Here is a 12,168-nt window from a genome sequence, read left to right on the forward strand (position 1 = left end):
GATCCCCTCATTATTCAGCTGTCGGGCGCGTAACTAGAGTGGGGCCGCTTGCATCCACAACAACAAGAGCGCCCTTCATGAACAATCCGAGTGCCGAAACACTGCGGCTGACAGCCGCGTCCGCAACCGAGCGTCCCACCAGCGTGCGCTGGCGAATCTTCCTCATCATGCTGCTGCTGACCGCCATCAACTACATCGACCGCGCCTCGCTGTCGGTGGCCTTGCCGCTGATTTCCGCCGAGTTCCAGATCCCGCCGGCGCTGGAAGGGCTGATGCTCAGTGCGTTTTTCTGGTCCTACGCCTTGATGCAGATTCCCGGCGGCATGCTGCTGGATCGCTTTCAGACGCGGCGGGTGATTGTCATCGCGACGGTGGCCTGGGGTGCGTTCCAGGCCCTGGCCGCCGGTGCGCACAACTGGATCACCCTGCTGATCACGCGCATGGGCCTGGGCATCGCCGAATCGCCGATCATGCCCGCCGGGGCCAAGCTCAATGGCGCCTGGCTGACCCCCAACGAACGCGGACGCGGCGCGGTGCTGGTGGACGGCGGCGCACCGCTGGGCAGTGCTTTTGGCGCGATCATCATCGCGGGCCTGATCGGCTGGTTCGACTCCTGGCGCATCGCCTTCGTGATCGCCGGTGTCGGCACCATGCTCGCCGGTGTGCTGGCCTGGAAATACATTCGCAATCACCCCAGTGAACACCCCGGCGTCAATGCCGCGGAACTGGCGCACATCACCGCGGGCAACAGCACCGTCAGTCAACCCGGCGCCGTGACCAGCATCCCGCTCAAGGAGCTGCTCAAAGATCGCTCGGTGCTGGCGATGTTCGCCGGCTACTGCTGCATCCTCAGCGTGTTCTATGGTCTGCTGACCTGGATGCCGAGCTACCTGCACCAGACCCACGGCCTGAACATTTCGAGCATGGGCGGTGCGACCTTCCTGATCTTCATGTGCGGCTTCGTCGGTGAACTGGTCGGCGGTTACCTGGGGGACAAATGGAAGTCCAGCGGCGCCTCGCCCAACCTGGTGATGCGCAGCATGTTCAGCGGCTCGGCACTGGTGGCGGCGGTGTGCATGCTGGCGGTGGCTTATGCCAGCGAGGCGAGCAAGGCGATCGGCCTGCTCTGTGTGGCGATGTTTTTCATTCGCTGGTGCGGCATGTACTGGTGCATTCCGTCGATCCTCGGCGGCACCTCGAAAACCGGCGTGCTCGCCGGCACCATGAACTTTTGCGGGAACATGGCCGGGGTCATCGTGCCGATCATGATCGGGTTGATCGTGCAGTTCACCGGTTCGTATTTCCTGGTGCTGATTTTCTTCGTGGTCATGGCCCTGTTGCTGGCGATATTCTCCAGCCTGATCGATTACCGGGAGCGGGGGCTGACCTGATATGAGCAGGGTTTTGACAGGGATAAAGCGCCGGTGAGCGTCGATATCGAATGCGTGGTGGTCGGGGCCGGGGTGGTCGGGCTGGCGGTGGCCAGGGCCCTGGCCCGCAGCGGACGGGAAGTGGTCCTGGTCGAGGCGGGCGAGGGCATTGGGGTGGGCATCAGTTCGCGCAATTCCGAGGTGATCCACGCCGGGATCTATTACCCCAGCGGCAGCCTCAAGGCGCAGTTGTGCGTGGAGGGCAAGCAACGCCTGTACGCCTTTTGCGATGAGCGAGGTGTCGATTATCGGCGGCTCGGCAAGCTGATCGTGGCCACCGATGATAGCCAGTGCGCAGCCTTGCAGAGGTTGCTGGAGCAGGGGCGGCGCAATGGCGTCCAGGATCTGCAATGGCTGGACGCCGGTCAGGCGCGGGCGCTTGAGCCGGCGGTGTCTTGCGTCGCCGCGCTCTGGTCGCCTTCCACCGGGATTGTCGACTCTCACGCCCTGATGCTGGCGCTGCAGGCCGATGCCGAGGCCAGCGGAGCATCGGTGGCCTTTCACACGCCGTTGGCATCGGCCCGTTGCACCGGGCAAGGTTTCGAGTTGCACATGGGCGGCGCCGAGCCGATGACCTTGAGCTGCCGGGAGCTGATCAATTGCGCCGGATTGTCCGCGCCCGAGGTGGCGAGCCGGATCGAAGGTTTGCCATTGCAACACGTTCCTCAAGCGCGCCTGTGCAAGGGCAGCTACTTCAGTTTCAGCGGCCGGGCGCCGTTCCGGCACCTGGTCTATCCGGCCCCGGAAAGTGCGGGGCTGGGTGTGCACATGACCCTGGACCTGGGTGGACAGGCGCGCTTCGGGCCGGACGTCGAGTGGGTCGATCAGGTCGATTACCGCGTCGACCCGAACCGGGTGCATGGCTTCTACGAGGCCATCCGGCGTTACTGGCCGGCCTTGCCCGATGACAGCCTGCAACCGGCCTACAGCGGCATCCGTCCGAAAATCTGTGGCCCAACCGAACCGGCCGCCGACTTCGTCATCAGTGGCCCGCTCGAACATGGCGTGCCGGGGCTGGTGAACCTGTTCGGGATCGAATCGCCGGGCCTGACCAGTTGCCTGGCACTGGCCGAGCGGGTGCAGGCGATACTGGCGCGGTAACGGGTGTACCGATGATCAGCGTTTGCGCTGCCGTTCGTCGATGAGGGCTATGCTTTGCAATGCGCCCATTGAAGTGGGAGACCTCTGATGATCAACGCACGCACTGCCCGCATGCTTGCCGATTACAAACGCTGGGCCGATCAACGCCTCTTCGACAGCCTGGCCTCCCTGCCGCCAGGTGAGGTCAATAAAGATCGGGTCTCGGTATTCAAGAACATGATCGGCACCCTGAACCACATCTACGTCGTGGACTGCATCTGGCAGGCCCACCTCGAGGGCCGAGGGCACGGCTTCAAGACCTCACACGATCTGCTGCACCCCGATCTGGCCGAGCTGCGCGTGGCGCAGAAGGACATCGATCACTGGTACTGCGACTGGAGCGAACGCCAGACCGATGAATCGCTGGACCAACCCGTCGAGTTCAGCTTTGTCTCGGGCGAAAGCGGCACCATGAGCGCCGGCGCGATGCTGCTGCATGTGGTCAATCACGCCAGCTATCACCGCGGCTGGGTGGTGCAGATGTATTTCGAGATTCCAGCCATGCCACCGGTCACGGACATGCCGGTGTATTTGCGCGAGTACGAACCGGTGCCCTTGCGATCGTTTACTGCGCCGGCGATGGCGCGGCCATGTGCTGTACAATTTTCGAGCGCAACCAGCGTTCTGCCGGATCGTTATCGTTGACCCCGTTCCAGACCATGGACAGTTCGGACAGGTTGATTTCAAACGGCGGGTCGTCGGCCCGCAACTGGCTGCTGCCCTCGATCAACGCGCACGCGGCGTAGTCCGGCACTGTGGCGAGCATATCGGTGCCTGCGAGCAACGCACGCAGGCCGGCAAACTGCGGCACCGCCAGCACCACCCGGCGCGAACGGCCGATACGGGCCAGGTCGTTGTCGATGGCACCGGTCAGATCCCCGGAGAACGACACCAGCGCATGGGGGCGTTCGCAATAGTCATCCAGGGTCAAGGTGCCGGGACGGCTGTCGCCGCGCAGGATCTTGACGCTCAGGTCCCGCAGCTTCTTGCGCTTGGCGTTGGCCGGCAGTTCCGTGGTGTAGCTGATGCCGACGGAAATTTCCCCGGAGGCGAGCATCGACGACATCAGCAGGTAATTCACCCGACGCACCACCACCACCACGTTCTGCGCCTCCTCGCGCATCTGCTTGAGCAACGGTGGAAACAGGCCGAACTCGGCGTCGTCGGACAGGCCAATGCGAAACACATCGCGGCTGGTGGACGGGTCGAAATCCTTGGCCCGGCTGACCGCCCCGGAGATGGTGTCCATTGCCGGCTGCAGCTCCTTGAGAATCTGCAACGCGCGCTGGGTCGGTTCCAGTATGCGGCCGTTACGCACCAGCAGCGGGTCGTCGAACAGATCGCGCAGCTTGGCCAGCGAGGCACTGACGGCGGGCTGGCCGAGGAACAGCTTTTCCCCGGCGCGGGTCAGGTTTTTTTCGAACATCAGGGTTTCGAAAATCACCAGCAGGTTCATGTCCACGCGGCGCAGGTCGTTGCGGTTCATGGTGGGGGGCTCGCTGGGGCTTGTATCTTTTAGTAAAGCACCAATCCCCTGTGAGGGCTTACTGTGGCGAGGAGGGGGCTGTGGGAGCGAGACCGGCTTGCCGGCGAAAACGGTGTGTCAGGCAATGGCGATGCCAACTGACATTCCCTCTTCGCCGGCAAGCTGGCTCCTACAGGGGCTGCGTTTACTCGGGTGGATCGAGTTGATCCAGTGCCCGGTTCACCGCCAGCTCGCCCAGCATGATGACTTGCGCTATGCCCAACAGGGAGTTGCGGCTCGGTCCATCCATATGGTCCGCCAGGTCCATGGCCATGACGTTGGCCGAGGCCAGCGATTCGCAGGCATGGGCCAGCAGGGTTTCAGTATCAAGCTGCGGATTGACGATGAACATGGTGCCGGGTGTGCGCGGGGTGGCGTTGATGTCGGCGGCTGTGTTGTAGGGGAAATCGAGGCCTTCGTCGGTCGCTTCGTGGAGTTTTGAATCGAGGTTTTCGTTGGGGGATGCTGGATCGGTGTCCGGGGGATTTGGGGTGACCTTGAACATGGTGGAACTCCTAGAGAATTGGAGCTGCCACCAGTCGCTGCGAAACGAAAAAAAGGTGGCAACTGTACGCGGGTTCGCAGACCAGGACTCTAGGAACCCGGCAGACCCGAAAGTCTCCCACGCACAGCCGCCATGACATGAGTGACAGACCTGATAAAGCGTCTGCTCACGGACGGTAGACGTTGTGCGTCTAGAGTTTACCCAGGCTGCGAAACCCGATCACTGATGGGCAGTGACGGGCATCAAGTTACCGAGCGGCCCCAAGGCGCACAAGCCGGCGGATTCTGGCGTAACTGTAGGCAACGGCGCAAGAAGCTGTAGCTTTCGTGAAGTAACCTGAAGGGCGTTTAAACAAGTGCCGCTGGTCGGTGTTTAATTCACGGATTTCGCGGCACAAATACATCTGCCGGATACCACGGACCTGTGGGAGCGAGCCTGCTCGCGAATGCGGAGTGTCAGGCGACATCAATGTTGTCTGGCACATCGCAATCGCGAGCAGGCTCGCTCCCACAGGTCCGTGTCCGACACAACATTGTTGTCGCCTGACACTCCCTCTTCGCGGGCAAGCCCGCTCCCACAGGGATTGTGCTGACCTGACAGGTATCAGGTGGATAATCCATCCGTTTTTATGTTGCAGGACCCGGTTCTGTCAGCACCTTCCTGAACGTCTCGACCAAGGGCCGCAGGTTGATCCGGTGCCACGCCGCCCACAGTGGTGTGGTGAAGGAAATCCACGGCACTTCCCGCAGCACCACCCCCGGTGGCGCATTGCGGCTCAGGCCTTTCTGGATCATCGCGATCCCCAGCCCCGATGCCACCAGCCCCAGCGCGGTGAAAGGTTCGGTGGCTTCCATGCGGATGTCCGGGGTGAACCCGGCGCGGATGCAGGCGCTGACGAAGTCTTCGCGGCTGGCGCAGTTCTGGCGGTGTTGCACGCCGATCCATTCCTGATCGGCCAGGTCGGCCGGGGTCAAGGTTGTCTGCTGCGCCAAAGGATGATGCTCGGGCAACGCCAGCAGCATCGGGTCGTCCAGCACCTGAAAACCCAGCAGGTCCGGATCATCGGCGACGGGCGGCTCACTGACCAGGGCGATATCGAGACTACGCTGTCGCAGGCCTTCGAGTTGTTCGGCGGAACTCAGGTTGTACAGCGCGACGTGCACGTTCGGCCGGTCGACCCGCAACACCCGCAAAGCGTTTGGCAGCACCCCGGCATGCATGGCGTTTTCGATGTAGCCGATGCACAGGCCGCCTTCTTCGCCGCGCCCCAGGCGTTTGCCGAGGGATTCCAGGCGGTTGGCGTGGGTCAGCAGGGCGCGGGTTTCGGCGAGGAAGGTCTGGCCGTCGCGGGTCAGGCGGATGCGCTGCTGACTGCGTTCGAACAGGGTCAACCCCAGGCGTTCCTCAAGCTGGGCGATCTGCCGACTCAGGGGCGACTGGGAAATGTGCAGGCGTTCGGCGGCGCGACCGACGTGTTCTTCTTCGGCGACGGCGACGAAGTAGCGCAATTGGCGGATGTCGATCATTTCAGACCTCTGGGGACTCAAGTGCTGCACATTATGTCTTGGACGGTCCGATGCTCGCAATCTAGGATTTGCTCATCGGCAACGCAACACAAACCGTTTTGCGGGAGTCGGCTTGCTGGAGATAGCGGATCGTCCAGTAGTCATTGTTGCGACTGTTCCAGCGTTTTCGCCAGGCCGGCTCCTGCATATCCAAGAGGATTCACTTATGAGCTTGAAAGACAAACTGCCCGGCACCCTGGGTTTTGGTACCGCACCCTTGGGCAACATGTTCCGCGCCATTCCTGAAGAAGAGGCGATGGCCACCGTGCACGCCGCCTGGGATGTCGGCGTGCGTTATTTCGACACCGCGCCGTTTTACGGTTCTGGCCTGTCGGAGATTCGCCTGGGCGCCGCGCTGGCCCAGTACAACCGCGACGACTATGTTCTGAGCAGCAAGGTCGGTCGGGTGATTCTCGATGAAGTCGAAGACGCCTCGGCCCGGGATCTAGGCGAGAAGAGCGGGGTGTTCGAACACGGTCGCCCGAACAAGATCGTCAACGACTACAGCGCCGACGCGACCCTGCGTTCGATCGAAGACAGCCTCAAGCGCCTGCAAACCGATCGCCTGGACATCGTCTGGGTGCATGACATCGCCCAGGACTTCTACGGCGATCAATGGCTCGAATATTTCAATCAGGCCCGAACCGGCGCGTTCAAGGTGCTGACCCGTTTGCGCGAAGAAGGGGTGATCAAGGGCTGGGGCCTGGGCGTGAACAAGGTCGAACCGTGCGAGCTGACCCTTGATCTGACCGAAGCGCAACCGGACGGTTTTCTGCTGGCGGGGCGCTACACGTTGCTCGATCATGACCGTGCGTTGCAGCGTTTGATGGACGCGGCGCTGGCGCAGAACGTCGAGATCGTGGTCGGTGGACCGTACAGCTCGGGCATTTTGGCGGGCGGCGCGCACTTCGAGTACCAGAAGGCCAGCCCGGCGATCGTCAATAAAGTCGAGCAGATCAAACGCATCGCTGCGGCCCACGGTGTCGACATCAAGGCGGCGGCGTTGCAGTTCTCCCTGGCGAACCCGGCGGTGGCGGCGGTGATTCCAGGTTCCAGTCGCCCGGACCGGATTGCCGAAGATGTCGCCGCGTTGTCAGCGGTGATCCCTGCAGCGTTCTGGCAGGCGATGCGCGAGGCGAAGCTGGTCTCCGAGCGCGCACCCTTGCCCATTACAGGAGCTTGAGCATGAAAATCGATCTGACTGGAAAACTGGCCATCGTCAGCGGCAGCACCGCCGGCATTGGCCTGGGCATCAGCAAGGCACTGGCCGAGTCCGGTGCCACGGTGGTGGTGATCGGCCGCGACACGGCCAAGGTCGAGCAGGCGCTGGCGAGCATTCGCCAGCAGGTGCCCGGTGCGCAGCTGCGCGGGCTGACGGCCGACCTCGGTACGGCTGAAGGCGCGGAAAAACTGTTCGCCGCCGAACCACGGGCAGACATTCTGGTGAACAACCTGGGGATCTACGACGCGGTGGATTTCTTCGACACGCCCGATAGCGAGTGGACGCGCTTCTATGAGGTCAACGTGATCTCCGGGGTACGCCTGTCCCGGCATTACGTGCCGGACATGGTCAAACAGGGCTGGGGGCGGGTGATATTCCTGTCTTCGGAATCCGGGATCGCGATCCCCGCGGACATGCTCAACTATGGGGTGACCAAAAGCGCCAACCTGGCGGTGTCCCACGGACTGGCCAAACGGCTGGCCGGCACTGGGGTGACGGTCAATGCAATCCTGCCGGGCCCGACGTTGACCGACGGCGTGGAGCTGATGCTCAAGGATGCCATTGCCGCGTCCGGTCGCAGTGTTCAGGAAGAAGCCGACGCCTTTGTGCAAAAGTCGCGGCCGACATCGATCATCCAGCGCGTGGCGAATGTCGAGGAAGTGGCGAACCTGGTGGCCTATATCGCTTCGCCGCTATCCTCGGCCACCACTGGCGCGGCCCTTCGAGTCGACGGTGGTGTCGTCGACAGCATGGCGATCTGAACCTTACTGATTAAGAGAGAACAGTACATGGCAACTGCATCAGCATTTATCGATATCCCGGCTTCGGCCGATCAGGTCTGGCAATTGATCGGCGGCTTCAACTCGCTGCCGGATTGGCTGCCATTCATTCCCCAAAGCGAGCTAAGTGACGGCGGGCGGGTGCGCAGTCTGCAAACGGCGGATGGGGCGGTGGTGGTGGAGCGGCTTCAGGCGTTTGATGACGCGGCGAAGACGTACAGCTACTCGATTTTACAGGCGCCGTTTCCGGCGACTGACTATCTGGCGACTATCCGTGTTGAAGCGCAAGGGCAGGGGGCGCGGGTGACCTGGTCCGGGCAGTTTGCGCCGGTGGGTGTGAGTGATGAGGAAGTGGTGGCGTTGTTTACCGGGATTTATCAGGGTGGGCTGGAGGCATTAAGGGCTAACTACCCAGCCTGACAACACCACAAATCCCCTGTGGGAGCGGGCTTGCTCGCGAAGGCGTCGTGTCAGTCGATATCATTTTTATTGACACACCGCCTTCGCGAGCAAGCCCGCTCCCACAAGGGACGCCTGGTTGTCAGGGAGATTGGGTCATGCCTGGGGGATCAGGCTCTGTCGGCAATCGACTACCAACCGTGCACCACCCGATTCACTGCTCCCCACCTCCAGCGTAAACCCATGCAGGCTGACAATCGCCGCCACGATCGATAGCCCCAGCCCGAAGCCGTTTTGCTGATTGCCGCCCTCGGCACGATAAAAGCGCTGAAACACCGCTTCGCGTTCGCTCTCGGGAATTCCGGGCCCCGAGTCGAGTACCTCGATCCGTGTATGCCCACCTTCATTGACCCCGCGCAAAATCACCTGGCCACCGGGTGGTGTGAATTTGATCGAGTTGCTCAGCAGGTTCGCCACCGCTTCAAACAGCAACGCCCGATCCCCATTCAATGGCGGCAATGACTCAGGTAATTGCAGCTGGAAACCCAGCTCGCCTTCTTCCGCCAACGGCAGGTAAAACTCGTGCAGTTCCTGCAACAACGGCAGCGGATCCAGCTGCACGAAACCGGAACGCCGTTGCCGGTCTTCCAGCTCGGAAATGCGTAGCAATCCGCGAAAACGCGCCATCAAGGTGTCGGCCTCGGCCAGCACTGATTCCAGTTGCGTCGCCTCCCGGGACCCTTCGCCCGCCTCTTGCTGCATGCGGTACAACTGCGCGCGCAAGCGGGTCAGCGGCGTGCGCAGGTCATGGGCAATGTTGTCGCACACGCCCTTGACCTCGTTCATCAAGCGCTCGATACGCTCGAGCATGGCGTTGACGATGGCCGCCAGCATGTCCAGTTCATCGCGGCGACTGGACAGCGGCAAGCGTCGGGTCAGGTCGCCGGCGACTATCGCTTCGGCGCTGGCCTGGATCCCGCGAATACGCCGCAGAGGCCGGCGGCGCAACAGGTGCCAACCGACGATGCCCGGGACAATGGTCAGGGTCATGCCCCAGAACAAGGCATGGAGAATGATCCGGGTCACGGCAAACAGCGAGCCGTTATCCCGCAGCAGTACCAGCCAGCGACCGTCCACGGCCTGGGTCGCGACGGCGTCGCAACTGTCGTTGGGCAGGGTCGGGTCGTCGGAGTCGGCGCAGTCGCCGAGCATGTGAATCTTGCCGTCCAGCGGCAATCCCTTGGGGATATGGCGCAGGGCACCGCTGAGGTAACGGTGCTGTTCATCGAACAGGCCATAAGCGTCGAGGCCGGGAATGTCGAAGGTCATGCTGACGGTGAGGGCGTCGACCAGTTGTTCACCGGAAAAACGCGAAAACAAATGCTGACGCTGCATCAGCGAGTGCTTGGCCAGGTTGTCCAGGTAAGCGGACACCTCGTAGTACATGACCCCCATGAGCATCCCGCTCCAGAGCACGAACAGCGAACTGTAGAGCGCCAGCAACCGGCTGCTGGAAGAGCGCCAGCCTTTAGAGGGGTTCGGCAATGACATAGCCCGAGCCTCGCACGGTCCGAATCAGTGGGACATTGCCGGGCGGGTCGATCTTCTTGCGCAGACGGCCGATATGCACGTCGATCAGGTTGGTGCCGGGATCGAAGTGGTAACCCCAGACCTCTTCGAAAATCATCATCCGCGACAGGATCTGCCCGGTGTTGCGCATCAGGAATTCCAGCAGCTTGTACTCGGTGGGCAACAAGGTCAGCAACTGGCCGTCGCGGCTGGCTTCGTGGCTGATCAGGTTCAGTTCCAGGTCCGCGACCCGCAGTGTGGTGGCCTGGGCGGTCACGGTGTTCTGTCGGCGCAGCAGCACTTCGACCCGGGCGGCCATCTCATCGGTGGCGAAGGGTTTGGTCAGGTAATCGTCCCCCCCGGCGCGCAAACCGCGCACCCGCTCGTCGACATCGGAGAGGGCGCTGATCATCAGGATAGGCGTGGCCACACCCATGGTCCGCAGGGTGGTGACTATCGCCAGCCCATCGAGCTCGGGCAGCATGCGGTCGAGGGTGATCAGGTCGTAGTCGCCGCTGACCGCGCGCGCCAGACCTTCGCGGCCATTGTCGACCCAATCCACGTCGAGGCCGTGGCTGCTCAATTCAGCGACGATTTCCCGGGCGGTCACGGCGTCGTCTTCGATGGTCAGGATGCGGGTCATAGGGCGGGCCTGATAATGGGTTCATGGCAAATGTGTGAGCATTTTGCCAAGAAATGCCGCCGACTTTTTAAATTAACTTTCATGTTGCTTTATGGGCTTGGCTGGAGCCTGCAGAGCGACGAAGGTTGCACATGTGGCACCGGCTCATTTTGTACGGGCCCTCGAGGCGGGATCTAATGCCTGACGCCCAGCGGCAACAAGCGTTACAAACGCAAATAGGCAATGCATAAAACCCGCTGCTATTACCGTTTCCTTGCAAATTGCATGGCCATTGGAAGTTCAATCTTTATAATTCTTTGAAATTAAACGACTTTTTTAGAATTCGCGACTGGCACGGTGGCTGCACTTCTTCATTCGAAGAGTTGTAACACCATCTTTCTGCCTGGAGCGATAAAACAATGAATAGATCCCCTGATGGTTTCTATCCTGGCGAATACGAATCGAGCTCGCGCTCGGGCGTGTCCTGGGGTGCCATTTTCGCCGGTGCCGCGGCGGCGGCCGCATTGTCGCTGATTCTGGTGCTTCTGGGCTTCGGCCTGGGTTTTTCCGCGGTGTCGCCCTGGGCCAATGAAGGCATGAGTGCCAAGGGCCTGGGCATCTCCACGATCGTCTGGCTTGCCGTCACACAAATCATTGCCTCGGGACTGGGTGGTTATATTGCCGGTCGTTTGCGGGTGAAGTGGGCGAACATGCACGGTGACGAGGTTTACTTCCGGGACACGGCCCATGGCTTCCTGGCCTGGTGCGTGGCAACCCTGGTGACCGCGACACTGCTGGTCGGTTCGGTCAGCGGTATTGTCAGTGGCGGGGTGCAGGCCGGGGCGAGTGTAGCCGGTGGTGCCGTCAATGCCGCTACGCAAGCGGCCGGCACGGCTGCCGGCAATACCGACAGTGATCAGTACGGCTACTTCATCGACAGTCTGTTCCGCGCCGATACCCCGGCCGCCACCAGCGATGAGGCAGTCCGCGGCACCGTGACCCGCATCTTCGTGCGCAGCCTGAGCGACGGTCAACTGTCTGCTGAAGACCGCACCTATCTGGCGCAACTCGTTGCCCAGCGGACAAACCTCACTCAAGCGGATGCTGAGCGTCGTGTCGATGAGGTTTATGCCCGCACCCAGAAAGCCGTCGCCGACGCCAAACTGGCTGCCCAGCAAGCTGCCGATACGGCTGCGAAGGTGGCCGCGATGACCTCGCTGTGGATGTTCATTGCCCTGTTGATCGGCGCGTTTTTCGCCAGCTTTTGTGCAACGTTCGGTGGTCGTCGTCGGGATGCAGTCGAGTATCTTGAAACCGACGCCTACGTCACCACCACTTCAGTCCCTGTTCGTTAACCCAGGAGAACTTCCATGCGCTCATTACTGCTGTTCTTTCTCGGCATACCTATTCCG

The 12,168-nt window shown here is 61.8% G+C and carries 12 protein-coding genes; 7 read left to right on the forward strand and 5 right to left on the reverse strand.

The genetic code is table 11. The features are described 5' to 3' along the window. The first annotated feature begins 77 nt into the window (after positions 1-77). The 3 genes from PMA3_RS10760 (at position 78) to PMA3_RS10770 (ending at position 3,215) form a co-directional block, all read left to right on the forward strand. Positions 78-1,391: an MFS transporter gene (locus PMA3_RS10760; protein ID WP_064677127.1), complete on the forward strand. Its 1,314-nt coding sequence runs from the start codon at positions 78-80 to the stop codon at positions 1,389-1,391. Between the two features lie 33 nt (positions 1,392-1,424). Then, a complete protein-coding gene (locus PMA3_RS10765) occupies positions 1,425-2,531 on the forward strand; it encodes an NAD(P)/FAD-dependent oxidoreductase (protein ID WP_064677128.1) in 1,107 nt (368 codons plus the stop codon). Between the two features lie 87 nt (positions 2,532-2,618). After that, positions 2,619-3,215 (forward strand): DinB family protein, encoded by a 597-nt coding sequence (locus tag PMA3_RS10770; RefSeq protein WP_064677129.1) that lies wholly within the window; start codon positions 2,619-2,621, stop codon positions 3,213-3,215. Here the strand turns inward: PMA3_RS10770 and PMA3_RS10775 are convergent. The 3 genes from PMA3_RS10775 to PMA3_RS10785 all read right to left on the reverse strand — a co-directional run bounded on the left by PMA3_RS10775 (position 3,136) and on the right by PMA3_RS10785 (position 6,126). Beyond that, complete coding sequence (locus PMA3_RS10775) at positions 3,136-4,056, reverse strand: LysR substrate-binding domain-containing protein (RefSeq protein WP_064677130.1); 921 nt, start codon at positions 4,054-4,056, stop codon at positions 3,136-3,138. The two genes, PMA3_RS10770 and PMA3_RS10775, sit on opposite strands and share 80 nt — an antisense overlap. 184 nt (positions 4,057-4,240) lie before the next feature. Beyond that, on the reverse strand, positions 4,241-4,600 hold the full coding sequence (locus PMA3_RS10780) for a DUF6124 family protein (RefSeq protein ID WP_064677131.1): 360 nt from the start codon (positions 4,598-4,600) through the stop codon (positions 4,241-4,243). A gap of 626 nt (positions 4,601-5,226) precedes the next feature. Then, on the reverse strand, positions 5,227-6,126 hold the full coding sequence (locus PMA3_RS10785; RefSeq protein WP_064677132.1) for a LysR substrate-binding domain-containing protein: 900 nt from the start codon (positions 6,124-6,126) through the stop codon (positions 5,227-5,229). Between the two features lie 205 nt (positions 6,127-6,331). On the opposite strand from PMA3_RS10785, the gene PMA3_RS10790 reads away from it, so the two are divergent. The 3 genes from PMA3_RS10790 to PMA3_RS10800 are packed head-to-tail and all read left to right on the forward strand — an operon-like array spanning position 6,332 to position 8,586. Beyond that, positions 6,332-7,348 carry an aldo/keto reductase gene (locus PMA3_RS10790; protein ID WP_064677133.1) on the forward strand — a complete coding sequence of 339 codons (1,017 nt, stop codon included), beginning with the start codon at positions 6,332-6,334 and terminating at the stop codon, positions 7,346-7,348. A 2-nt stretch (positions 7,349-7,350) separates the two neighbouring features. Continuing rightward, complete coding sequence (locus PMA3_RS10795; RefSeq protein WP_064677134.1) at positions 7,351-8,148, forward strand: SDR family NAD(P)-dependent oxidoreductase; 798 nt, start codon at positions 7,351-7,353, stop codon at positions 8,146-8,148. 27 nt (positions 8,149-8,175) lie between these two features. Beyond that, a complete protein-coding gene (locus tag PMA3_RS10800) occupies positions 8,176-8,586 on the forward strand; it encodes an SRPBCC family protein (RefSeq protein ID WP_064677135.1) in 411 nt (136 codons plus the stop codon). Positions 8,587-8,721: 135 nt separating this feature from the next. Here PMA3_RS10800 and PMA3_RS10805 read toward each other — a convergent pair whose 3' ends face one another. Together PMA3_RS10805 and PMA3_RS10810 are read right to left on the reverse strand one after the other, a co-directional pair. Next, the gene (locus PMA3_RS10805; protein WP_064677136.1) at positions 8,722-10,116 is read right to left on the reverse strand and encodes a sensor histidine kinase; all 1,395 of its coding nucleotides are present in this window, start codon (positions 10,114-10,116) and stop codon (positions 8,722-8,724) included. Continuing rightward, positions 10,094-10,777, reverse strand: coding sequence for a response regulator transcription factor (locus PMA3_RS10810; RefSeq protein WP_064677137.1), 684 nt, complete (start codon positions 10,775-10,777; stop codon positions 10,094-10,096). Before PMA3_RS10810 ends, PMA3_RS10805 begins: the two co-directional genes overlap by 23 nt. 398 nt (positions 10,778-11,175) lie before the next feature. On the opposite strand from PMA3_RS10810, the gene PMA3_RS10815 reads away from it, so the two are divergent. Continuing rightward, positions 11,176-12,111, forward strand: a complete 936-nt coding sequence (locus PMA3_RS10815; RefSeq protein ID WP_064677138.1) for a hypothetical protein — start codon at positions 11,176-11,178, stop codon at positions 12,109-12,111. Positions 12,112-12,168 lie beyond the last annotated feature (57 nt).

This window comes from Pseudomonas silesiensis (assembly GCF_001661075.1).
Taxonomy (GTDB): domain Bacteria; phylum Pseudomonadota; class Gammaproteobacteria; order Pseudomonadales; family Pseudomonadaceae; genus Aquipseudomonas; species Aquipseudomonas silesiensis.